The organism is Bacteroides sp. NGMCC 1.200775 (assembly GCF_040798045.1).
In the GTDB taxonomy this organism is placed as follows: Bacteria; Bacteroidota; Bacteroidia; order Bacteroidales; family Bacteroidaceae; genus Bacteroides; species Bacteroides hominis.
In genome coordinates this window covers 134,680-160,257 of record NZ_JASCQK010000005.1, presented here as the reverse complement: position 1 = coordinate 160,257, position 25,578 = coordinate 134,680, and the positions used below count along the sequence as shown (strand labels likewise).

Below are 25,578 nucleotides of genomic sequence, written 5' to 3'. Positions count from 1 at the left end.
GGAGCCCTTACACAATCCTCCTTCCCCAGCCGAAGAACGGCGCCCTCCCTACATTTGGAAGAAAGCCTTCCTTGAACTGGGAAATCCTCTTTCCCCGAAATCAGGCTGTAGGATCATCTACGATACCACCATCTCCTCCTGAAGGAAGACCGATAACCAGATTACGGATCACCGTACGAGGCACTTTCAGTAGCTTATTACCGGTTGAAAACTGTGTAGTCAATCTCAGTTCATAGGTTCCGTCTTTCAAGTCGGCAGGAAGTAGCACCAATACTTCCGAGGGGTTGTTTATGGCGATCATATCCATCGGTAACTTCGTTTCTGTGCCTTTTTCGTCAATCAATACGATACCTACGGCAGAGTCTGTGCCTGCTACTTTGATATTCTTGCCCTGCAGGCGATAGTTACGTCCGGCAGTTGCACTGCCATCTGTGGCACGGGTGGCAGCGTCTTCACCACCGATGAAGTAGGCCGGGTCACCTTTGGCTCCCAGAATTTTCACATTGGTCCGTGCGATAGCTTCACGTAAATCCTTATCCTGATTGAAGGAAACATAGATAGAATTTCTCTCGGGATTCCATATCCCACTGTCTATCACGCCGCGAAACTGTGGGACGGCACGAAAAAGCCCCGTATTGACAGAGTATCCGTTCAGTACCAATTCTGATACTGTGCGCTGAAAAAGATCGACGGCATGCTTTAAAGTCTCTGCCCGCAAGCCGGTATCTTCTTTCTTCATTTCATCCAGTACATCGGTTAGTGTCAGGTTTCCGGCGCTTTCCAATATAAGGATTTTGTCTTCTTTGTTGTCGGTGGTCACGGTATTGTCCGCAAGCCAGCCTTTGAGTTCGGTTTTCATGATCATTACGATTTTAATAATTTATAAATCTATTATTTTACACAGCGGACACTAAATCCGTCTCCTTTAGTACTTGAATTAACTTCCGCTTTATTATTCTCAAAATTAAGTGAATATGCAATACTACTACTATTGTTAGTACTGGTCCAATAACGTGCGTATCCACTTTCTGTAGCGGTAGTGCCACTTCCCCCACTCCAAGTTCGCGCACCTGCCAAGGGTAAAAATAAACCTTTGGAATTATTCATAAACCACATTCCCTTATTACCTCCGCTAGTTACAGCAGCTTTATCCGTACATCTGGATAGCGATAAGCATTCATTCCTTGATGGAGTACGCCAGCCCGTTCCGTAATCACTTTTAAGTCTTGTACATGGGTCTATATTATTTCCACTATAATCTTTATACCATGGATAATAATATCCGTATTCTGAATAAGTTCCCCACACATAATTAGCAGATCCTGTGCTTTTCAGATTCCCATCTGCCCAGGTCAGTTTGGCTAAATTTGTTTTATCAGTTGCAGAACAACCATTTGCAGTTAAATTGATACTTCCGGAAGGTACATTAATTCCGATGGCTTTCTTAAATTGTATTTTCATCGTATAGCTTTTTCCCTCTTTCAGTTGCACGCTTTGGGTGGAGGTGATTTCCGTATTGTTGGGCACGGTCCGTCCGCTTATTGTCAGCGTATTGAAATGCACTGTAATGGTCCTGGCCCCTGCAAACGGAACCATGCGTATGGTTGTACTCAGGGTCGTGTTCGGACTGAATGCCGCCGTATTATTCGTGTTGGCGGCTACCACATTGGTCGAAGGACCGATCTTCCACGATGTGGAATTTCCCCCTTGCTTTACGTATACACCCGTGCAATTGCTGATCGTATTGCTTGGAAACCCGGTAGGACTGATGGTAATCGTCAATTTACATAGCTTCTGGCCGAAGCTCACCGGAAGAAGATTGTGGCTGAGGCTGTTTACACTCGTTATATCTCCGGAATCGAAGGTCATGAAGTCCTTGCTCATGTTAGGGATAGACACTGTACTGCTGTTGTAGGCATACGTGGAAGGCATAGTTCCCAAGTCGGCAGCGGCAGTGGTATTAAAGGAGTAGCCCACCACGCGTATCGTTCCCGAGCGTGTCAGCAATTTCCCTTGTTTGAGTACAGGAGTGCCCGTACCATTTGAGGTGTAATCGGCCGCCGACTGGAAGACATAGTTATTTCCGGACTTCCGGAAAACAATCAGCCGGAAATAAACTCCCGCAGGCACTGTTGCACGGGTATTTGCACAGGGTAGAGTATCTTCCGTCAGTTCCATCGAGGCTATCCGGGGACCTTCATAGTCCGGTTGCTCTCCCGTGCGTGTAGGGGAGAAAGCTTTTACCCCCACCCATTCGGCGATCAGGGGAGAGTGGTTACGGGGCGAAGCGTCATTAAAAGAAGATGAATGATAGTTGTTGTCACCCGTCAGGCTGATATGGATGGGGATTAATTCATCGGCAGTATCCCCGCTGTCAGCAGACAGGGGAGTCATTCTGTCATCTTCCGCACATCCTGCTATCGAAAGGCAAAAACACAGCCATAAGGCTTTACCGAGACACTCTCGCATAATAAAAGTTCTATTCATATACTAAGATATTAAAGTGAATAATCGTATCAAAGACACATTGCGGACTTATACATTCTCGTATAGGTCCGGAAAGGCTGTTTGATACCACTTTTATTATGCGTAAGTTTGTGTATTACAATCAGATATAACGGTCTTGGACACACAATGGTGTTTCAAAAAACGTACGTTTTTTGAAACACCATTGTTACTCTCCGCACTAAATGCAAGGAGGATAGATAAATGACTGATAATTAAAACGATGTAGAAAGATTTGCACAGATGAAAAAAGCAACCTATCTTTGTTGCATCAGACGTACGTCTTTTGAAACACCATTTGAAAAACTAAATCTGTATTTTATAAGTCTAATTTCCAGTTTATCTCCACTACATTACAGAACTTATCTATAGCACGAAACAAACTGGCACTAGTCAAATATTCATTCAATGTCAGATTCTTTGCTATAGACAAAACGCTTTCTGTCCATAGCAAAGAATCTTGTTTCTCATTTCGTTCAACATGTATGGAGGTGCCAAGTTATCAGCACTTTTATAATCTCGTTATCATGCCTTTTATAATTGCATGTGACACAACATTGTCCTCATGCTAACCTTTGAATCAAGTTTGTTTAATAGGTTAGTTCAAAAGTGAATATTATTGTTTGGTGCCTTTTACACAACGGACAAAATAACCATTAGTTAGGAGAGACCACCAAGCACCAGTATTACTGACCACTACAGTTATTGTTGTAAATTCCATAACATAACAATTACTTCCACTGCTCCCTAGTGTTGAAGTCACGTAACACCCATGATCTGTATATCCCGCTCCACCTGTACCCGCTCCACTTTCCTGTCGCATTCCTCCAGCTTTTAAAAATAACCCCAGACTTTGATGTGTAAACCACATACCTCCATTAGTATAAACTTTATCTGTACATCGTGCCAGTTTTTCCAGTTCATTTTTAGTTGGTGTTCGCCAGCTTGTGCCATAATATGCAGTATTCAATTTAGAACACGGATCTCCGGTACTGCCATCATAAAGTTTATTGAAGGCATAGTAATATCCGGTTTCTGTCTGCGAAGGTGCCCACACGTAATTGGCGTTTCCCATACTTTTTAAATTTCCCGTGCCCCATCTCAGCTTTGCCAAATCATTCTTATCATTTGTGGTACATCCGTTTTGTGTCAGGTTAATGTTACTTGCCGCCAATTGTACTCCCAATTCAAACTTTAGCGTAATGGTATAACTCTTTCCTGGTAGCAACTGTACATTCTGGCTCGAGGTGATATTCCGGTTATCCGCGTTAAAGTAATTACTAAGTTTCAACGTACCGATATGTACCGTGATTGCCCGGGAACCCGAAAAAGGGACTAACCGTACAGTGGCAGTAGAATTATTGCCAATATTGAATGTAGGTGTATTTCCGGTATTGGCACTTACATTATTTGTAGAGGGACCTATCGTCCAGGCGGACGCATTACCGCCCTGAGAAACATATACGCCCGTACAGTTGGTAAACGTGTTGCTTCCAAACTGCGACAAGGAGAGCTTAACCGTCAGCTTGCAGAGTTTTTGCGTGAAACTAACCGACAGGTTGTGGTTGATTGTACTCACATTTGCCATATCCCCCGAATCATAAACCATAAAGTCATTACTCATATTCGGGATAGTGACGGAAGTACCGTTATAAGCATAGGCTGAAGGAATCGTTCCCATCGCTGTCGTACTATTGAACGAGTATCCGATCACACGGACAGTTCCCGCTCTGGTGAGTAACTTTCCTTGCCTGAGTGTGGGAGCGGAAGCCCCGTTCGTCGTAAAATCCGCTGCCGACTGGAACACGTAATTGCTGCCCACCTTACGGAAAGCGATCAACCGGAAATAAATGCCGTTGCCCAATGTAGCGGCACGGGTAGTGACTTGCGGCTCTTCGCGGAGTGTCATCCGGACCACTGAAGGACCCTCGTAAGGTACGGCAGCAGGTATGGCCCTGCTGGCGGGTGATTCCTTAACCGGTACCCATTCGTCTACAAGCGTTCTTCCCCCGGTTGTGGCGGGAGTATCAACATGACTTTCCATATAGCTGCCATCCTCAACCCGGCTGACCGTAATAGGGATCACATCCCCTCCGTCCGGTTCGGGGCTGTCAGGGTTTACAACATTGTCTCCACACGATGTTATCATTAAAAAAGCCGCGCACACACAGCATGTGCTTAACGCACGAAAGCCTACATACAGAAGTTTTGCCTTTGTATTCATAATTCAAATGTTTAAAAGTGAATAAAATAGATCATGCTCAGCATGGCCTTCCCATTAAGAATGGACAGGCCGGCTATAGCAGGTTGTGAATACAGCTTTTATTTTGCGGTAAGTTTGTGTAAGTTAGATAGATAGAACGGCTCTTGTGTTTCAAAAGACGTTCGTTTTTTGAAACACGGTCTTTGCTCTGTGCGCTGAATACAAAAAGAAGAGATAAATGGCTGATAATTAAAATGATGTAAAAAGATTTGCACAGATGAAAAAAGCGGCTTATCTTTGTTGCATCAGACGAACGTCTTTTGAAACTCCTGTTTTGATTCTCCCATATGATAATTCTTCATCTTCAATTATTCTTATTCTTAAATTTAAGAACAACCGTTACCGTTTCTTAATTCTCCCCTCCAAACTCCTAAAACTCTACACTTTCTACGGCTATCTTCACGTAAATCATTATCTTTGCGCCCGTCTATCATGTTAACAAATAACTAACTATAGTCTGAATGAAACAGTACAAAACCGTAAACAACCTCGTGGGTTGGATCACCTTCCTGATCGCCGCTACCGTCTATTGCATGACGATAGAGCCCACAGCCAGTTTCTGGGACTGCCCGGAATTTATCACTACCGCCTATAAACTGGAAGTAGGACACCCCCCCGGAGCACCCTTCTTCATGCTCACGGCCAACCTTTTCACGCAATTCGTCAACGACCCGGCACTGGTAGCCAAAATGGTCAACTACATGAGCGCGCTGATGAGCGGCGCCTGCATCCTGTTCCTCTTCTGGAGCATCACGCACCTGGTCCGCAAACTCGTCATCACGGACGAGAACGCCATCACACGCGGACAACTGATCACCGTCATGGGTTCCGGACTGGTAGGCGCACTGGCCTATACATTCAGCGACACATTCTGGTTCTCGGCCGTCGAAGGAGAAGTATACGCCTACTCCTCGATGTTCACCGCCATCGTATTCTGGCTGATACTGAAGTGGGAAGACGTTGCCGACCAACCGCACAGCGACCGCTGGATCATCCTCATCGCCTATCTCACAGGCCTCAGCATCGGCGTGCACCTGCTCAACCTGCTCTGCCTGCCGGCCATCGTACTGGTATACTACTACAAGAAAGTGCCGGGCGCCAACGCTAAAGGCTCCCTGCTGGCACTCGCCGGATCGATGGTACTGGTGGCAGCGGTGCTCTACGGCATCGTACCCGGCGTCGTAAAAGTGGGCGGCTGGTTCGAACTGCTGTTCGTCAACTCCCTCGGAATGCCGTTCAACACCGGCGTGATCGTCTACATCGCCCTGCTGGCAGCCGCCATCATCTGGGGCATCTACGAAAGCTACAACGAGAAGAGCCGCACCCGCATGAACCTCTCCTTCCTGCTGACCATCGCCATGCTCGGCATCCCGTTCTACGGACACGGAGCAGGCGCCGTCATCATCGGCATCCTCGTACTGGGCGCACTGGCCCTCTACCTCTTCTACGCATCGAAGCTCAACGCCAAGATACGCATGTCCGCCCGCACCATGAACACGGCGCTGCTCTGCACCATGATGATCATGGTGGGATACTCCTCGTATGCCCTCATCGTGATCCGCTCGGTAGCCAACACGCCGATGGACCAGAACTCACCGGAAGACATCTTCACGCTGGGCGAATACTTAGGACGCGAGCAATACGGCACACGCCCGTTGTTCTACGGCCCGGCCTACTCCTCGAAAGTAGCACTCGACGTGGAAGACGGCTATTGTGTTCCCCGCCAGAAAAGTGCGGACACCAAATACGTCCGCAAAGAGAAAACCTCACCGGACGAGAAAGACTCGTACGTCGAACTTCCGGGACGCGTGGAATATGAATACGCGCAGAACATGCTCTTCCCCCGCATGTACAGTTCGGCACACGCCGCTTATTATAAATCCTGGCAAAACATCACCGGATATGACGTCCCCTACGACCAATGCGGAGAGATGCTGATGGTAAACATGCCCACACAGTGGGACAACATCAGGTTCTTCTTCTCCTACCAGCTCAACTTCATGTACTGGCGCTACTTCATGTGGAACTTTGCCGGAAGACAAAACGACATCCAGAGCAGCGGCGAAATAGAGCACGGCAACTGGATCACCGGCATCCCGTTCATCGACAACCTCATGTACGGCGACCAAAGCCTTCTGCCACAGGAACTGAAGGACAACAAGGGACACAACGTCTTCTACTGCCTCCCGCTTCTGCTGGGAGTCATCGGACTCTTCTGGCAGGCATGGCGCGGACAGAAAGGCATCCAGCAATTCTGGGTGGTATTCTTCCTGTTCTTCATGACCGGTATAGCCATCGTGCTCTACCTCAACCAGACACCGGGACAACCCCGCGAACGTGACTACGCTTACGCAGGCTCCTTCTACGCCTTCGCCATCTGGATCGGCATGGGTGTAGCGGGCATCGTCCACCTCCTGCGCAGATACATGAAAGAAGTTCCCGCAGCAGCCCTTACGTCGGCAGTCTGCCTGCTCGTACCCATACAGATGGCCAGCCAGACATGGGACGACCACGACCGCAGCGGACGCTACGTGGCACGCGACTTCGGACAGAACTACCTGATGTCACTTCAGGAAAGCGGCAACCCCATCATCTATACCAACGGCGACAACGACACCTTCCCGCTGTGGTACAACCAAGAGACAGAAGGTTTCCGCACCGACGCACGCACCTGTAACCTGAGCTACCTGCAGACCGACTGGTACATCGACCAGATGAAACGCCCGGCTTATGACTCCCCCGCACTGCCCATCACCTGGGACAGAACCGAATACGTGGAGGGACAGAACGAATACGTACCCATCCGCCCGGACTTCAAGAAGCAGATAGACAAAGCCTACAAAGCCGCCGAAGAAGAAGTCCTGAACGGCAAGAACCCGGAAGCCCTGAACAACATCCGGGCACAATTCGGAGACAATCCTTACGAACTGAAGAATATCCTGAAATACTGGGTACGCACCAAAGACGGACAAGCGGTGATACCGACCGACAGCATCGTTGTCAAGATCGACAAAGAAGCCGTACGCCGTTCGGGTATGATGATCCCGGCAGCGTTGGGCGACTCCATCCCCGACTATATGCACATCTCGCTCAAAGACGAAAAGGGCAACCCCAAACGCGCCCTCTACAAGAGCGAGCTGATGATGCTCGAGATGCTGGCCAACGCCAACTGGGAACGCCCCATCTACATGGCCATCACCGTAGGCACGGACAACCAACTGAATATGCGCGGGCATTTCATCCAGGAAGGTCTCACGTACCGCTTCACCCCGTTCGATACGGAAGCACTCGAAGCAACCATCGACAGCGAGAAGATGTACGACAACCTGATGAACAAATTCAAGTTCGGAGGCATCGACAAGCCGGGCATCTACATCGACGAGAACACAATGCGCATGTGCTACACCCATCGCCGCATCTTCGCCCAACTCATCACACAGCTGATGAAAGAAGGCAAGAAAGACAAGGCGCTGGCCGCATTGGAATATGCCGAAAAGATGATTCCCGCCTTCAACGTACCCTACGACTTCCAGAACGGGGCACTCGAGATGGCAGAAGCCTACTACCAGTTGGGAGATACCGCGAAAGCCGATCAGATCATCGACGAACTGGCGAACAAGTCTGTGGAATACCTCACCTGGTATCTCAGCCTGGACGACAATCATCTGTTGATGTCGCAGCGTGAATTCATCATGCACCTCAGCGCACTGGATATGGAAGCCAAAATGATGGAGAAATACAAGTCGAAACTGGCCGGCAACTATACTCCGAAAGTGAACGAACTATATAACATTTACGTAGGACGCATGAAAGTCCATCAGTAATCTGTAACCGAAGAAGATGTTTATAGAGCAACCGCCTTGGTTTTTCCGTGCAATCTATCCCGACGCTATCTTCCGGATGGACCCTGACGAGAAGGCAGTTTACCTGACCTTCGACGACGGCCCCATTCCGGAAGTGACGCCCTGGGTACTGGAGTTGCTGGACAAACACAACATCAAGGCTACTTTTTTCATGGTAGGCGACAACATCCGCAAGCATCCGGATGTGTTCCGTATGGTAGTGGAACGCGGACACCGCATCGGCAACCATACGTTCAACCACATCCGCGGCTTCGAATATCTGTCGGTAAATTATCTGGCCAATACAGACAAGGCCAACGAGCTGATGAAAACGGACCTGTTCCGTCCGCCTCACGGGCACATGCGCTGGATGCAGTACATGACGCTGAAGCGCCACTATAAGATCGTCATGTGGGACCTCGTCACACGAGACTACAGTAAGAAGCTCCGCCCGCCGCAAGTGCTGGCCAATGTGATGAGATATGCCCGCAACGGGTCCATCATTACCTTCCACGATTCGCTGAAGTCCTGGAACAACGGAAACCTGCAATACGCACTTCCCCGTGCCATCGACTTCCTGAAAGAGGAAGGATACGAATTTAAGATCCTATAATGGAAACGAAGATAAACAGTAAAGCCCTGAAAGCCGAAGCCTTGCGCCTCGGCTTTTCTGCTTGCGGCATAGCACCGGCCGGGCCGGTCGATCCCGTACACCGGGACTTTCTGAAGGAATGGCTGGGCTCGGGCAGGCACGCCGAAATGGCTTATATGGCCAACCATTTCGACAAGCGCTGCGATCCGGCTCTGCTGGTCGAAGGCACCCGTTGCGTAGTCTCCGTAGCCCTGAACTACTACCCCGCTACCCGGTTACCCGAGGACGAGTACCAATTCGCATGGTATGCCTATGGGATGGATTATCACGACCTCATGCGTGAGAAGCTGACCACCCTGTTCCGCTTCATACAGGAATCAGACGTACCGGAACTGGACGGACGTGTGTTCTGTGACACCGCCCCCGTACCCGAACGCTATTGGGCCTGGCGTGCCGGCCTCGGATGGATCGGGAAGAATACCCAGCTGATCATCCCCCATGCCGGATCTGCCTTCTTCTTGGGAGAACTCTTCCTGAACACGGAAGCCGACACATACGACCGCCCCCGGCCGAATCGCTGCGGGACGTGTAACCGCTGCCTGCAAGCCTGCCCCACGCAGGCTTTAGAAGCCCCGTACGGCCTGGATGCACGCCGTTGCCTTTCATACCTCACTATAGAGAATAAAGGCGAAATTCCGGCCTCTATTTCCCCTCTGATGGGAAACCGTGTTTATGGATGTGACGAATGCCAGAAAGCTTGTCCCTGGAACCGGTTTGCCACTCCTTGCCGGACACCGGAGCTGCAACCCTCGCCGGAGTTTATGAATATGAAGAAAGAAGACTGGCAACAACTAAGCGAGGAGAAATACAGAACCCTCTTCAAAGGCAGTGCCGTGAAGAGGGCTAAGTATAGCGGACTAATAAGGAATATAAAGCAGATGGAAGACTAAAAGTCGGGCTATGACCGGTTCTTCAAAGCCTTTCGCTCTTCACTGGTCAGTCTTCTTTACGCCTCCTTCACGTAGCCCAATTATTATCCGCATGTTCTCGCTATATCATCTACCTGCAACCCCTTCCCGACATAGCGATCATTTTGCTGACGCCAGCAAAATGATCGATTATTTGTCAGGTAACTCTTTTATTTCACCGTTACCGTCAGCGGATTACGTATCTTCCGGGCAAAATCGGCCATATAGGCATTCCAGGCAGCAGCGTCTTTTATATCGGCTTTATCCCAGGCAGCTCCCCAGTAATAAGTAAAGTCAGCTCCCGGTTCATACTCGCTGATAGCCAGCACATGCCCGTCGGCACCTCCGCGCAGCTCTTTCTTCTCTTTCTCCGGGAACAGAACAGGTTTCGCCTCCTTCACCAAAGTAGGGAACGCAGCACCCACAAAGATTTTACCGTTGTCATTACCCGCATTATCCGTCGGGTCCACATAAGTGATGTATCCCTCTGCCGCATTCGCCAGCACAGCTCCATCGGGTTCATGCAATACAATGCCGACGGCCAGAGGCATTGTCTCTTTCAGATTGGTATAAGAAACAATCGTTTTGTTCAGATGCGAACCCGCATCCAACGTAATCACACGTGTTTCGATCACGCCGGAGTCTCCCCTTACCACCAACGGATGATACACCAGTCTCACAGTGAAACGCAGCGGACCATTATCCAGTATCTCCTGGGTAGCGTAACAATACGGATAAATAATTGTATCACCTGCCATTAACGCAGCCGTGCCCCCTCCCAAAGTAGGACCGACCTTATAACAGTCCAGTCCGTTGCCATGGTCCACATGATAAGAAACCGACCGGTAAAGCTCCTGCGCGGCTTTAGGATCCGTCTTCCCGAGTTCTGCTATTTTAGCTTTTGTATCCGGGTTCAATTCGCCTTCATAACGAGCTTCCACCACCGGCTCAGTGGTGTTGTACTTCGTCCAGATATCATATCCGAAAGCACGCTCTCCGGTTTCCTGTAAAGCAGGTCCGTAAGTACGGAAAGCCACCAAATCGTTCTCCCAGGCCACGTCATCCACCCGTTCGGGATAATATCTTCCGCAAGCCTTCACCGGACACTCCTGGGGAATGCCCGCCTTTATCGTGTAAACAGTCGAACCATTCGCCTGTACACTGACCGGAAATATCACTTTCTCGTCAGAAGTTATCTGATAGGGTACTTGCTGCCCTTCGGCATCCACCACGACTATCTGCGCGGTATCGGATAACTGCAATTTAGAGGAAACCTCGCTCATGGATACTTCTACCATCTCACCGTCACGTTCCAGCGAAGTGGCATTGGATACCGTAACAGAAACCGACTTACCCGCTTCATTACAAGCCAGACACAACAAAGCGAGTGCGGCAAAAAGAAAAACCTTCTTCATTGATTCAATTGTATTGATCAGATTCATTTAGGTTGTTTACCGATATAAGCCAAAATACCGCCATCTACATAAAGCACATGACCGTTCACGAAATTCGAAGCATCCGAAGCCAGGAATACGGCCGGTCCCATCAGGTCTTCCGGTGTTCCCCAACGGGCAGCAGGAGTCTTGGCTATAATGAATGAGTCGAACGGATGGCGCGAACCGTCCGGCTGCACTTCACGCAAAGGCGCCGTCTGAGGTGTGGCGATATACCCCGGGCCAATGCCATTGCACTGGATATTGAACTCACCATACTCGGACGCAATGTTGCGGGTGAGCATCTTCAGCCCGCCCTTGGCAGCGGCATAAGCAGATACTGTCTCACGCCCCAGCTCACTCATCATCGAACAGATATTGATGATTTTTCCATGCCCCTTCTTAATCATTGAAGGAATCACGGCTTTCGACACAATAAACGGGGCATTCAGGTCCACGTCAATCACCTGCCGGAACTGCTCCGCTGTCATCTCACACATCGGGATGCGCTTAATGATACCGGCATTATTTACCAGAATATCAACCACTCCGACCTCTTTCTCGATCCGTGCAACCAAAGCATTTACCTGCTCCTCACTCGTGACGTCGCACACATATCCACTGGCCTCAATCCCCAGTTCCTTATATGCAGCCAGCCCCTTGTCGACCAGCTCCTGACTGATGTCATTAAAAACGATCTTCGCGCCTGCCTCTGAGAAAGCAGTAGCCAACGCAAAACCGATACCGTAAGATGCACCCGTGACCCATGCCACTTTGCCCTTTAATGAAAAGTTTACCATACTTATAATGTTTTAAAAAAACTCATCTCACTTCCATTCTCTAAAAAGAAATATTCATATCAAACACCTTATTTCAAGTCCGTGATTAACGAAAAATCCTGGTCACCATAATCAAGGTTCTCACCCCCCATGCCCCAGATAAAAGTGTAACTGTGAGTTGCCGCTGCCGAATGAATGGACCATTCCGGTGACAATACTGCCTGATCGCCCTTCATCCATACATGACGGGTTTCGTCAACCTCACCCATGAAATGGCATACGGCATGCTCCTCCGGTACCTCAAAATAGAAATAAGCCTCCATACGGCGGCTGTGAACATGTGCGGGCATCGTATTCCACACACTCCCCGGAGCCAGTTCGGTCATTCCCATCTGCAACTGGCAGGTAGGTAGCACCTGGTTTACAAGCATCTTATTAATATTGCGATGATTCGAGCCTTCCAACGTACCCATTTCAGCAACCACCGCATCGGCTTTCGTTACTTTCTTATCAGGATAATTGCGGTGAGCGGTCAGCGAATTAAAATAAAATTTAGCAGGATGTGCGGCATCTACACTCTCAAAAGTTACTTCCCGATCGCCCGAACCCAAATAAAGCGCTTCTTTATAAGCTAACTGAAATATCGCATTCCCCGCTCTCACAACGCCGGGACCTCCGACATTGAAAATACCCATTTCACGACGGGTCAGGAAATAAGGAGCTTTCAAAGGATCGATAGCTTCCAACTTCAACACTTCATTTACCGGCATGGCTCCACCCACTACCATACGATCATACATGGAGTATACCATATTTACTTCGTCGGCCGAAAAAACCTTCTCTATCAGGAAATCTCTCCGGATTCTCTTGGTGTCATAGCTTCTTGCGTCTTCCGGATGGGCAGCATAGCGAATCTCATAGTTTGTTTTCATATTTCTTATTTATAAGTTTACATTAGGTGCCGCTCAGACAAACATCGTTTGCGTACACGACACAAAAATAAGAAAAGAAAACGGGATTTGAGAATAAATTGCGCCCAATTATCCTGCACAGATAAATAACATCAATCTTTTGGATAATTAGGGCTATAAAGTAAGGTCTGATCTCTTACTACCAGCTTTCCATCTTTTACAAAATCTGTTCCCCTCTCTTGCAAGTGACAAACCATTGCTTTACGCATCTCAGCCAACCGGTCTGCATAACGACTGTCTCCAAAAAGATTTCTCCGTTCTCCGGGATCTGCACTTAAATCGAACAATTGCTCTTCGCCCGTATGAATAAACCAGATATACTTCATTTTACCGTCAGTAAGCGCACACCAATAATTATCGGCACTATAGCAGGTGGCATGTTCCAGATCAATATATTTCCGCCAGCCATCATTATTTCCTGAAACCAGTGCAACCAAAGACTTGCCGTCCATATCATCCGGTACCGTTCCCCCTGCAAGTTCGATGAAGGTAGGCAAAAAATCACGTAACTCTACCGGCTGTTCTATTCGTTTTCCTTTAATAGCCTGTGTAGTCATGGCAGAAGGCCATTTTATAATATAAGGAATCTTCGCCGAACCTTCATAGGCATAGGTTTTCCGCCAATGATAATGGTCACCCAACATATCACCGTGGTCGGCCGTATAACAAATGATTGCGTTCTCGTACATTCCTTTCTCTTTCAGGGCCTGAATAATCTGCCCAATCTGATCATCAATAAACGTCACATTCGCATAATAATGGCGTCGGGAATTGACAGCGTATTCTTCTCCTAAATTCGCGAAAGGGGCGTCTTTCGCAACCTTTTCCGGATCTTTACGTTCAGCATACTTTCCACACCAATCCCCAACAAACGGTACAGGGATATCTGCCTTTTCATACATATCCAAATATCGCTTCGGAGGATCATACGGACTATGAGGGCGGGCAAAAGAGACTTTCAGGAACAGAGGCTGATCACTTTCATAATTCCGTATTAATTCACAGGCTGTTTGCCCCGTCCAGGCCGTAGGATGTAATCTTTCCTCAAGTTTATAAGTTCCGGCATTATGATTGTTCCACCCGATTCCCGTTAAATCCGGGTTCTTCCCGGGCGCCTGCAACTGAAACCATTCCCGATAGTCACTAATAAAATCACGGGTTTCACTACGCCCGCTCTCGTCTACCAATGTAGCATGAAAGCCATGCAAGGCTTTCTGTGGAAACCAGTGCATCTTCCCTATTCCAAAAGTATAGTAGCCCAAATCGCGCAACATCCGGGGCATTTCATATTTATATTTGGAAGCGACCTTTCCATACCCCAACATCCCATGGTGCCATGGAGACATCCCCGTAAGCAAGCCGGCACGCGCGGGCGTACTACTGGGGGCAGAACTATAACCACATACAAACAAGCTGCCTTCCTGAGCCAACTTATCTATGTTAGGAGAAATGACGGCTTTATTCCCCATGCAATGTAAAGCATCTCCACGATGCTGGTCACTCATAATAAAAATGATATGTGGTTTCCCTCCTTTTGTGGCAGGAGCCTTAGAGGAGCCGGACGAATCATTGTTTGACTCTTGGTTTTCACCATTAAATGCATAAGTCAACGGAGAGGTTGCCAAGCCTGCTCCTACAGCAAGTGAACACTTCAGAAAATCGCGACGTTTCATTGATTATTAGATTTTAGTATTAACGAATAGGCAAAAATAGGCAAAAAGAAAGAGAAAGAAGAAAATTTTTTCCCCAATTTACCCACTCATACGTAAAAAGTATTTCCATCTTCCATCTTCCACCTTTTTGTAGTTTACCATCTGATATTCCGCAATTTATCATGGTGGAAGATCGTCTTTTTAGGCTATCAATCTTCCACCCTTATCTTCCATCTTCCACCCTCCATTTTTGGCAGAAAGTATATAGTAAACTACTGTTATATAGACATATAAAGTTAATTCCTTATCTATTTATACCTTGAAAAGTATTTCATTTTCCTTACTATCTTTTATATAAATGGTCAAGGCTCTATCTCGTCCCGCATACCCGTGCCAATGGGCACGCATACCAAGGCTAATGGGCACAGGTACACGGGCTAATAAGCCTGCGTACACAGGACGAGATAAAGAACGTACCATCTCAATTAATTATTAAGGTAAATAGCATAACATGAATAGGAGATGATGGATAATACAAGCTGACCTAAAAGAAATTCGGTCATACAAAAAGAAAAATGCCTTGGAAGTAATTTACTTTCAAGGCATTTGGGGGTTGTCCTACCAAGATTCGAACTTAGACAAACAGAACCAAAAACTGTTGTGCTACCATTACACCATAGGACAAGCTCATGCGCTTTCTGTTAAAAAGCGATGCAAAGATAATGCCATGCAAGTTATTTTCCAAATCTTTTTAGACTTTTTTGTATAATAAGTCTCGTTAGCCGCGGCTAATTGCTACCTTTGTACTTACAGAAATCAATAAAGTAAACGAATAAATTCAGTAAGTATGAGAAAACTTTTTGTATGCATTGCATTGGGTCTCACCACGCTTACCGGCAATGCCGCATCACCGCTATGGATGCGCGACGTACAGATTTCGCCGGACGGAACAGAAATAGCATTCTGTTACAAAGGAGATATTTACAAGGTACCTGCCGGAGGAGGGGTAGCCACCCAGCTTACAACACAACCATCGTATGAATGCACACCGATTTGGTCGCCGGACAGTAAGCAAATCGCTTTTGCCAGCGACCGTAATGGCAATTTTGACATTTTTATAATGCCGGCGACAGGAGGTACGGCACAAAGACTGACTACCAATTCTGCATCCGAACTCCCTTCAACTTTTACACCGGACGGAAAATATATTCTATTTTCAGCATCCATCCAAGATCCCGCACAAAGCGCCATGTTCCCGACAACAGCCATGACAGAGCTCTACAAGGTCCCTGCAAACGGAGGACGTACGGAACAGGTGCTGGGCACCCCGGCCGAAGCAGTTTGTTATGCAACATCGGGGGAATTCTTCCTTTATCAGGACCGTAAAGGTTTTGAAGATGAATGGCGGAAACATCACACTTCGTCCATCACCCGTGACATCTGGATGTACAACACTCAAACAGGAAAACATACCAACCTGACCAATCACGCCGGAGAAGACCGCAACCCCATCCTTTCACCGGACGGAAAAAGTGTATATATATTAAGTGAACGCGAAGGCTCGTTCAATGTCTACAACTTCCCATTGGACAACACACAGTCTCTTAAAACGGTGACATCTTTCAAAACACATCCTGTGCGTTTCTTGTCAATGAGTCATGACGGAACATTATGCTATGCGTATGACGGGGAAATATATACTCAAAAAGGTAATGCCACTCCACAAAAAACGGACATAGACATTGTCCGCGATGATCAGGATAAAATAGCAGACCTGACTTTTACAAACGGAGCGACATCGGGAACCGTATCGCCGGATGGAAAACAGATTGCGTTTATCGTACGGGGAGAAGTATTTGTGACCTCGACAGATTATGCCACCACAAAGCAAATCACCCAAACACCTGCACGTGAAGCCGGACTCACTTTCGCCCCGGACAACCGTACCTTGGCCTACGCAAGCGAACGTAACGGCAACTGGCAACTTTTCCTGGCTAAAATAGCCCGTAAAGAGGAGGCCAACTTCCCGAATGCCACTATCATCGAAGAAAAAGTGTTACTGCCCTCCACAACCGTGGAACGGGCTTATCCGCAATTCTCACCGGACGGTAAAGAACTGGCGTTTATAGAGGACCGCAACCGCTTGATGGTAGTTAATTTAGACACGAAAAAGGTTCGCCAGATCACCGATGGCTCCACTTGGTTCAGCACCGACGGAAATTTCGACTACCAATGGTCACCTGACGGAAAATGGTTCACACTCGAGTTTATCGGTAACCGGCATGATCCATATTCAGACATAGGATTAGTGAGTGCACAGGGTGGCAGCCCGATCATCAACCTGACTAACAGTGGTTACATGAGCGGATCTCCCCGTTGGGCACTGGACGGCAATGCCATCTTGTTCACGACCGAACGATATGGGATGCGTGCACATGCTTCCTGGGGTTCACAAAACGATGCCATGCTGGTATTCCTCAATCAGGATGCTTTCGATAAGTTCCGTCTGAGTAAAGAGGATTATGAATTGCAGAAAGAACTGGAAAAGGAGCAACAGAAGGATAAAGAAAAAGCTTCTGCTAACCTGAAAAAAGGCAAAAAGAAAGATCCCAAAGCAGAGACTGAAAAGAAAGACGAGGTAAAAAACATCGTAGTGGAGCTGAATGGGCTCGAAGACCGTATCATCCGCCTCACTCCCAATTCTTCGAATCTGGGCAGTACCATCATCTCAAAAGACGGTGAAACCCTCTACTATCTGTCAGCATTCGAAGGTGGATTTGACCTATGGAAAATGGATCTCCGCAAAAAAGAAACCAAGCTGCTTCATAAAATGAATGCCGGATGGGCTTCTATGAATATGGACAAAGAAGGAAAAACCCTGTTTGTCCTGGGAGGCAACACCATGCAGAAAATGGACCTCAGCGGAGAGACTCTGAAGCCGATCAGCTATAAAGCAGAGATGAAAATGGATTTAGCCGCAGAACGAGAATATATGTTCGACCATGTATATAAGCAGCAGCAGAAACGTTTCTACAACACCAACATGCACGGAGTAGACTGGGATGCCATGTCTGCTGCTTACCGCAAATTCCTGCCGCACATCAATAACAACTACGACTTTGCCGAATTGCTGAGCGAATGGCTGGGTGAACTGAATGTATCGCATACCGGCGGCCGCTTCTCTCCATCCATTCCGGGAGATGCCACAGCCAGTTTGGGAGTGCTTACAGACTGGAATCACAAAGGAAAAGGTGCATTGATCATGGAAGTGATTGAAAAAGGGCCGTTCGATCACGCCCGCTCGAAGGTGAAAGCCGGAACTGTCATTGAAAAGATCAACGGGCAGGCAATAACTCCCGAAACAGATTATCTGACGTTACTGAATGACAAAGCCAATAAGAAGACGCTTGTTTCGCTATACAATCCGCAAAACGGTGAACGGTGGGAAGAAGTAGTAATCCCGGTCGGCAACGGAACCCTCAACAATCTGCTTTACAAACGCTGGGTGAAACAACGGGCGGCCGATGTAGACAAATGGTCCAACGGACGTCTGGGATATGTACACATACAATCGATGGGTGATGGCAGTTTCCGTTCCGTCTACTCGGATATTTTAGGAAAATACAATAACCGCGAAGGTATCGTTATAGACACCCGTTTCAATGGTGGTGGCCGCCTTCACGAAGATATCGAAGTATTGTTCAGCGGCAAGAAGTATTTCACTCAGGTTGTTCGCGGACGCGAAACATGCGATATGCCCAGCCGCCGATGGAACAAACCATCTATCATGCTGACATGTGAAGCCAATTACTCGAATGCGCACGGTACACCATGGGTATACAGCCACCAGAAATTGGGTAAATTGGTAGGTATGCCCGTACCGGGAACTATGACCAGTGTTTCATGGGAACGCCTGCAAGACCCATCTCTGGTATTCGGTATTCCTGTCATAGGCTATCGACTCCCGGATGGAAGCTATCTGGAAAACACACAGCTGGAACCGGACATTAAAGTTGCCAACTCACCGGAAACAATCGTCAAAGGTGAAGATACGCAATTGAAGACGGCAGTAGAGGAATTACTGAAAGAACTCCCGGCAGATAAAGCAGGAAAGCATTAATCTGCCACTCCACAAAGAAAAAGGATGTCTCACAGGGTCAATTTGCCTATTACATGGCACCCCCTTTTGAGACATCCTCTTTTTTATATTAAAGTTTCACTCAACCCGCCCCCTGAATGAAAGGCGGAAAAGAAAACTCCTTATTTAGCGATAATCAAATAATAGTTTTTCTTACCACGCTGAACCAACAGATACTTTTCATCAAGCAGATCAGCAGTAGTAATCACCTGATCAAAAGCAGCCAACTTCTCTTTATTCAAAGAAACACCGCCACCCTGAACCAGTTTACGCATTTCACCTTTTGAAGCAAATACAGCAGCATTGTCAACGAACAGGTCAACTGCTTTCACTCCCTCTGTCAATGCATCACGTGAAATCTCAAATTGAGGAACACCTTCGAACACAGCCAGAAGTGTGTCTTCGTCCAGCTTTCTCAACGCATCGGATGTAGCATTGCCAAACAAGATATTAGATGCATCTACCGCAGCATTGTAATCCTCTTCAGAATGAACCATTACAGTTACTTCCTTTGCCAAACGTTTCTGAAGTGCTCTCAAATGCGGAGCTTCATTATGTTCAGCAACCAACCCGTCGATTTCTGCCTTATCAAGCGAAGTAAATATCTTGATATAACGTTCTGCGTCAGAGTCACTCACATTGAGCCAGAACTGATAGAATTTATAAGGAGATGTATAACGAGGATCCAACCAGATATTACCGGATTCTGTCTTACCAAACTTTCCACCGTCAGCTTTGGTAATCAACGGACATGTCAGTGCATAAGCCTCACCACCATTGGTACGGCGAATCAACTCAGTACCGGTAGTGATATTTCCCCACTGATCGGAACCACCCATCTGCAATTTACATCCTTTGGTTTCATAGAGGTGAAGGAAGTCATAACCCTGCAACAACTGATAAGTAAACTCTGTAAACGACAATCCGTCACGGGCTTCACCGTTCAGGCGCTTCTTTACTGATTCCTTAGCCATCATGTAGTTTACAGTGATGTGTTTACCCACTTCACGAACAAAATCCAAGAAACTGAACTCCTTCATCCAATCATAGTTGTTCACTAATTCGGCTCTATTAGGAACATCAGATTCGAAGTCCAAAAACTTAGCCAGCTGCTTCTTGATACAAGCCTGATTGTGGCGTAAAGTCTCTTCATCGAGCAGATTACGTTCTGCCGACTTACCCGAAGGATCGCCAATCATACCTGTTGCACCACCAATCAAAGCCAATGGTTTATGGCCGCAACGCTGGAAGTGTCGCAAGATCATCACACCGCATAAGTGTCCGATATGCAACGAATCGGCTGTCGGATCAATACCCAAATAAGCAGTAACCTGTTCTTTCGCCAATAACTCTTCTGTGCCGGGCATCATGTCATGCACCATTCCACGCCATCTTAGTTCTTCTACAAAATTCATCGAATGATAATAAGTTTTAAAGTTTAATTAGGGCAAAAGTACGACTCTTTATCGGAACAAGCAACTCTTATTGCCTAAAAAAGACGTTATTAATGTTTTGCTGTACTTGTTGCATGAGTTTGCAAACAGGCATCTCCAGAAGTAAAGCAGCTCGCTCATAAAGGCTATGGATATCTATCAGACTTTCATCTGTCTCCAGAAACAAGTATTCCGAAGGTATCTGTCGAAGCGCTTCCTCCTGATACTTCTCTCCCAGTGAAAGATAAATTCCCTCCCGGATATATTGCAGAGCCAATTCTTTTTTCCCGCGGAAACCATGTATAATCCAGGGGTTAGAAGGCTGCATTTTCCTTTTAAAGCGGATAATTTCATCTGCTGACCGCACTGCATGAATTACTAACGGATATCCCATTTCGTGTGCAAGTATAGCCTGCTTCTCAAATGCTTCTTGCTGCAACACATAGTCCGTCTGTGCCAACTTGTCGAGACCTGCTTCGCCAATTGCAAGAACCTGAGGAGAATGGATAGCTGACAACAACAGTTCCCACTGGCGGACGAAACTCTCACGGGTCAGGTACCAGGGATGAATCCCCACAGAATAGTAAGCACCGGCCAGCGGAATAAATTCTGCCGGCTGACAATTTTGTATTGCCTGCCCCGGTTCTGCAGGCAGCCGATGTGTATGTATATCCAGAATATTCATAAATCACTAAGGAACGGGATCATACCCAGATCCACCCCACGGATGACAACGAAGTATCCGCCTGACGGCAAGATAAAGCCCCTTAAAAGGACCATGTTTCTTAATCGCTTCAATAGCGTACTGCGAACAAGTAGGCGTAAAACGACATGAAGGAGGGGTCATGGGCGAAATACAAGCCCTGTAAAAGTATATGGGAAGCAATAATATATATGAAAGCAGACGTTTCATACCAATCTCTCGCTGATACGGGCCAGCAGAGTCTTCATTTTCTCCTCTATTTCGGCCGAGGACGTTAATTCGTCCGAAAGATAGATGAAAGCAATAGCCAACTGTTGCTGTTTATCGGTTAAAGTCTGCAATAGTAGATGCTTATGCAACCGGTACGCCTCACGCAATTGGCGTTTCACCCTGTTCCGCTTTACCGCGCGTTTAAATCGTTTCTTCGAAACGCTCAATAAAACAGATGCCTGAGCATCCTGATTTTCCACAGGCATATACACCACACGCAACGGAAAGATGGAAAACGACTTAGAGCCGCCTGCAAACATCTTCTCAATCAGAATCTTACTATTCAGCCTTTCGGCCTTGCACAGGGTATTTGCCATAATAATTATAAACGGCAAACAACAAACAGTAAACAATGCTACAGATAAATATGCCTGTTCATTGTTTACCGTTTGCTGTTCACCGTTTCATTTATTTTCCTTTATTGTTTTCCTTAATAAACAAATCGAGAGCAGCCGTCATTGAAGGAGACTTCACATTAGGTGCTTCCAAATCCAGACGAAGTCCTGCATCACGAACAGCCTGTGCTGTTGTCGATCCAAATGTTCCGATCTTGATATCCTTCTGATCGAAATCAGGGAAGTTCTTTTTTAATGAAGAAACTCCCGCAGGGCTAAAGAATACCAGCATGTCATAATCAAACTCCTCTCCTTCCATAAAGTCGTTACTAACAGTACGATACATTACGCATTCGGTATGCTGAATATTATTCTTATCCAACAGATTCTTCACGTCATCGTTATGTACATCCGACATCGGAACGAGATATTTCTCTGTTTTATGCTTCACAATCGAAGGAATCAAATCTTCAATCTTACCCGTAGCTCCGAAGAAAATCTTACGCTTACGATACTGCACATATTTCTGAATGTAAAGAGCAACAGCTTCTGTTACACAAAAATACTTCATCGTCTCAGGGATCGTCACACGTAACTCCGTACATAAATGGAAGAAATGATCAATCGCATGGCGTGAGGTAAATATAACAGCCGTATGATCAAGAATCGATACTTTCTGTTGTCTGAATTCTTTCGCAGAGACGCTCTCAACCTTGATGAAGGGGCGGAAATCTATTTTTACACCATACTTTTCAGCAATGTCGTAATAAGGAGATTTCTCTGAAGCAGGCTTAGGCTGCGACACTAATACTTTCTTAATTTTCAACGTCCTAAAAATTTATTATCAAAACATTATTTAGCTGAATCAGACCCTGATAGACTATTAAACAAGGTATGATTTCAAGGGCACAAAAGTATAAAATTAAAAGGAAAACCCCATAAATATTACAGGAAAAAAGCTTTAGCCACTTGTAAAACATCAATATTTTAGTAAAAATTACCAAAATGCAACCAATTGAAACTAAAAAGGTAACATTCAGATCAAAATAAACCAGAAACAAAACAAACGGAAATAAAGCAAATCCAAGGTAGTAAATCAGCGTAGAATAAGACTCCAGCCATATATCTGTTTTACTTTTGTCAAAAAACACCCATCCCAAAAACGAATATATAATCCACTTGAATAAAAAATAGAATATGCACACAGCAACATAAACTCCCAAGAGCACATGAGGCGAAACGCGCTCCATCAGTGAGGGCCGGACATCATTAAAATAGTTAAAGATACATACACCTCCAAGAACACAAGTCTGCACAGTCAACAATAACAGATAACGCATATCAGCTGCTGTAGAGGAAGCAAAAATACTTGTTCTTTCACGATGCAACATAAAATCTTTAACTTGTTGCAACAGGAATTTCTTACTGCGCGCCAATACATACGAAGAAATAAAGAAACATCCCAGCAGTATCATTGCCAACCCGTCATCCGTCCTTGGAGAGTAAGGGATCGATATGCCATCCACTCCCGTAACCGTCTCGCTCACCGCCTGTAAATCAACCGCCGCCAATGTATCTTTCGGAACACAAGCTTCATGGAAGGTCTGCGGCAAAGTATCTGCCACCTGCACACCGACAGAGTCCTGAGGAGAAATCATATAGCAGCAAACTTACGGATGGAACTGTCCCATACGGGTATTGAATAAACCAGATCCACAGCCTCTTCCGGAGTATGGGCTACATGCCAGATATCTCCATGCTGTTTCCTCATGAAATTACCGTCTATGGCTTTGTCGAGCATTGTCAACAAAGGATCGAAAAAGCCATTGGTATTCAATATCACGATCGGTTGAAGATAAAGCCCCAACTGTTTCCAGGTGATAATTTCAAGTAACTCTTCCAGGGTCCCGCATCCTCCGGGCAATGCAATCACAGCATCACTCTTTTCAGCCATCAGTCGTTTACGTTCGTGCATACTGTCCACCTCGATAAGCTCCGTCAAGCCGGTATGATGCCATCCTTGCTCTACCATAAAGTGAGGGATCACTCCGGTCACTTCGCCTCCGTTCTGTAATACGGCATCAGCCACCGACCGCATCAACCCTATATTTCCCGCTCCATTTATCAAACGGATATGCCGGGTTGCCAACAACTGTCCTAATCGCACAGCTGCATCAAAATAAATCTGATCTATTTTCGTACTTGAAGCACAATATACACATACGGAAGCTATTTGGTTCATTTCTTGCATGGGTTTGGTTAAACACGATGCAAAAGTACCAAATTTCAAGGAGAAAAGAAGAAGGCCGCCTTGTTTTCTCCCCATATGGGATAAAAACAAGTACGGCCCCCTATAATAAATAGCTGTAAAGCTACGCTGATTACAAACCGAAAGCTTCTTTTACTTTGTCCACATAGTCAAGTTTTTCCCATGTAAACAACTCTACCTCCATAGTCCGGTCACCTTCATAACGAGAGTGGAAATGCTTAGTCACTACCTGAGGTTCACGCCCCATGTGTCCGTAAGCGGCCGTTTCACTGTAAATCGGATAACGGAGTTTCAAGCGATCTTCAATAGCCTTTGGCCGGAGGTCAAACAACTCATCAATCTTTTCGGCGATTTCACCATCACTCATTTTCACATTACTGCGGCCGTATGTATTTACATAAATATTAATCGGACGCGCCACCCCGATAGCGTAAGAAACCTGTACCAACATTTCGTCGGCAACACCGGCAGCTACAAGGTTTTTAGCAATATGACGAGCAGCATAAGCAGCACTGCGGTCTACTTTACTGGGATCTTTACCAGAAAAAGCACCACCACCGTGAGCCCCTTTACCACCATAGGTATCAACAATAATCTTACGTCCGGTTAACCCTGTATCTCCGTGCGGACCGCCAATAACGAATTTACCGGTCGGATTTACGTGATAAACAATATTATCATTGAACAAGGCAAGAACCTTCGGGTGATTGATAGACGCAATGACACGAGGCATCAATACCTCAATCACATCTTTCCGGATTACCGCCAGCATCTCTTCATCCGCCTTCAGTTGGGCAGCAGCAGAACCATCAGCCGGCAATATAAATTCATCATGCTGTGTTGAAACAACAATTGTATCAATACGCACGGGAGTACCGTTATCGTCATATTCAATAGTTACCTGGCTCTTTGCATCCGGACGGAGATAAGTCATTTCTTTACCTTCCCGGCGGATATCGGCCAATACAAGAAGTATTCTATGTGCCAGGTCAAGCGACAACGGCATATAGTTCTCAGTTTCGTTGGTTGCATAACCAAACATCATTCCCTGGTCGCCTGCCCCCTGATTCATAGGGTCCTCACGTTCTACACCACGGTTGATGTCGGCACTCTGTTCATGAATGGCAGAAAATACACCGCACGAATTACTTTCGAACATGTATTCGCCTTTCGTGTAACCAATCTTTTGGATCACTTCACGTGCTATCAGTTGTAAATCAACATAAGCACCTGTTTTCACTTCTCCCGCAAGTACCACCTGTCCGGTAGTCACTAAGGTTTCGCAAGCTACTTTCGAACTGGGATCGTAAGCCAACAGTTTGTCAAGCACAGCGTCCGATATTTGATCGGCCACTTTATCGGGGTGTCCTTCAGACACCGATTCGGATGTGAATAAATATCCCATAATAAAATTATGAATTATGA

19 protein-coding genes and 1 tRNA gene are annotated in these 25,578 nt (G+C 46.6%); 4 read left to right on the top strand and 16 right to left on the bottom strand.

What is annotated here, in order from left to right; all coding sequences use genetic code 11:
• Positions 1-100 precede the first annotated feature (100 nt).
• The 3 genes from QK890_RS14465 to QK890_RS14455 all read right to left on the bottom strand — a co-directional run bounded on the left by QK890_RS14465 (position 101) and on the right by QK890_RS14455 (position 4,729).
• Positions 101-859: a DNA-binding domain-containing protein gene (locus QK890_RS14465; protein ID WP_032541136.1), complete on the bottom strand. Its 759-nt coding sequence runs from the start codon at positions 857-859 to the stop codon at positions 101-103.
• 32 nt (positions 860-891) lie between these two features.
• The gene (locus tag QK890_RS14460; protein WP_250716787.1) at positions 892-2,487 is read right to left on the bottom strand and encodes an FISUMP domain-containing protein; all 1,596 of its coding nucleotides are present in this window, start codon (positions 2,485-2,487) and stop codon (positions 892-894) included.
• Positions 2,488-3,121: 634 nt separating this feature from the next.
• Positions 3,122-4,729 (bottom strand): fimbrillin family protein, encoded by a 1,608-nt coding sequence (locus QK890_RS14455; protein WP_203463137.1) that lies wholly within the window; start codon positions 4,727-4,729, stop codon positions 3,122-3,124.
• Positions 4,730-5,229: 500 nt separating this feature from the next.
• Here QK890_RS14455 and QK890_RS14450 point away from each other — a divergent pair, with 500 nt between their 5' ends.
• The 3 genes from QK890_RS14450 to queG are packed head-to-tail and all read left to right on the top strand — an operon-like array spanning position 5,230 to position 10,152.
• On the top strand, positions 5,230-8,592 hold the full coding sequence (locus tag QK890_RS14450; RefSeq protein WP_005812378.1) for a DUF2723 domain-containing protein: 3,363 nt from the start codon (positions 5,230-5,232) through the stop codon (positions 8,590-8,592).
• A gap of 16 nt (positions 8,593-8,608) precedes the next feature.
• Positions 8,609-9,223, top strand: a complete 615-nt coding sequence (locus tag QK890_RS14445; protein ID WP_005779672.1) for a polysaccharide deacetylase family protein — start codon at positions 8,609-8,611, stop codon at positions 9,221-9,223.
• Positions 9,223-10,152, top strand: a complete 930-nt coding sequence (queG, locus tag QK890_RS14440; RefSeq protein ID WP_065739800.1) for a tRNA epoxyqueuosine(34) reductase QueG — start codon at positions 9,223-9,225, stop codon at positions 10,150-10,152. Before QK890_RS14445 ends, queG begins: the two co-directional genes overlap by 1 nt.
• Before the next feature lie 188 nt (positions 10,153-10,340).
• Here queG and QK890_RS14435 read toward each other — a convergent pair whose 3' ends face one another.
• The 5 genes from QK890_RS14435 to QK890_RS14415 all read right to left on the bottom strand — a co-directional run bounded on the left by QK890_RS14435 (position 10,341) and on the right by QK890_RS14415 (position 15,689).
• Positions 10,341-11,585: a DUF4861 domain-containing protein gene (locus QK890_RS14435; protein WP_122297060.1), complete on the bottom strand. Its 1,245-nt coding sequence runs from the start codon at positions 11,583-11,585 to the stop codon at positions 10,341-10,343.
• Positions 11,586-11,608: 23 nt separating this feature from the next.
• Positions 11,609-12,403 carry a gluconate 5-dehydrogenase gene (locus QK890_RS14430; protein WP_005779678.1) on the bottom strand — a complete coding sequence of 265 codons (795 nt, stop codon included), beginning with the start codon at positions 12,401-12,403 and terminating at the stop codon, positions 11,609-11,611.
• 68 nt (positions 12,404-12,471) lie between these two features.
• Entirely contained in the window at positions 12,472-13,314 is an 843-nt protein-coding gene (gene kduI, locus QK890_RS14425) for a 5-dehydro-4-deoxy-D-glucuronate isomerase (protein ID WP_005779680.1), read from the bottom strand.
• Positions 13,315-13,445: 131 nt separating this feature from the next.
• Positions 13,446-15,026, bottom strand: coding sequence for an arylsulfatase (locus QK890_RS14420; protein ID WP_005822549.1), 1,581 nt, complete (start codon positions 15,024-15,026; stop codon positions 13,446-13,448).
• Positions 15,027-15,618: 592 nt separating this feature from the next.
• Positions 15,619-15,689, bottom strand: a tRNA-Gln gene (locus tag QK890_RS14415).
• A 163-nt stretch (positions 15,690-15,852) separates the two neighbouring features.
• Here QK890_RS14415 and QK890_RS14410 point away from each other — a divergent pair.
• On the top strand, positions 15,853-19,125 hold the full coding sequence (locus tag QK890_RS14410) for a S41 family peptidase (RefSeq protein ID WP_220576243.1): 3,273 nt from the start codon (positions 15,853-15,855) through the stop codon (positions 19,123-19,125).
• A gap of 140 nt (positions 19,126-19,265) precedes the next feature.
• Here the strand turns inward: QK890_RS14410 and tyrS are convergent, their stop codons facing one another.
• From tyrS to metK, 8 genes are all read right to left on the bottom strand, one after another.
• A complete protein-coding gene (tyrS, locus tag QK890_RS14405; protein ID WP_005779687.1) occupies positions 19,266-20,558 on the bottom strand; it encodes a tyrosine--tRNA ligase in 1,293 nt (430 codons plus the stop codon).
• Between the two features lie 67 nt (positions 20,559-20,625).
• Positions 20,626-21,261, bottom strand: coding sequence for a TatD family hydrolase (locus QK890_RS14400; protein ID WP_005779689.1), 636 nt, complete (start codon positions 21,259-21,261; stop codon positions 20,626-20,628).
• A 6-nt stretch (positions 21,262-21,267) separates the two neighbouring features.
• Positions 21,268-21,489, bottom strand: a complete 222-nt coding sequence (yidD, locus tag QK890_RS14395; protein ID WP_005779696.1) for a membrane protein insertion efficiency factor YidD — start codon at positions 21,487-21,489, stop codon at positions 21,268-21,270.
• Positions 21,486-21,866, bottom strand: coding sequence for a ribonuclease P protein component (gene rnpA, locus QK890_RS14390; protein WP_005779698.1), 381 nt, complete (start codon positions 21,864-21,866; stop codon positions 21,486-21,488). Before rnpA ends, yidD begins: the two co-directional genes overlap by 4 nt.
• Positions 21,867-21,957: 91 nt before the next feature.
• Positions 21,958-22,710 (bottom strand): uroporphyrinogen-III synthase, encoded by a 753-nt coding sequence (locus tag QK890_RS14385; RefSeq protein WP_005779700.1) that lies wholly within the window; start codon positions 22,708-22,710, stop codon positions 21,958-21,960.
• Between the two features lie 4 nt (positions 22,711-22,714).
• Complete coding sequence (locus tag QK890_RS14380; RefSeq protein ID WP_032541083.1) at positions 22,715-23,542, bottom strand: DUF4271 domain-containing protein; 828 nt, start codon at positions 23,540-23,542, stop codon at positions 22,715-22,717.
• Positions 23,539-24,126, bottom strand: coding sequence for a TIGR00730 family Rossman fold protein (locus tag QK890_RS14375; protein ID WP_032541101.1), 588 nt, complete (start codon positions 24,124-24,126; stop codon positions 23,539-23,541). Before QK890_RS14375 ends, QK890_RS14380 begins: the two co-directional genes overlap by 4 nt.
• A 139-nt stretch (positions 24,127-24,265) precedes the next feature.
• Positions 24,266-25,558, bottom strand: coding sequence for a methionine adenosyltransferase (metK, locus tag QK890_RS14370; RefSeq protein ID WP_022012690.1), 1,293 nt, complete (start codon positions 25,556-25,558; stop codon positions 24,266-24,268).
• Positions 25,559-25,578 lie beyond the last annotated feature (20 nt).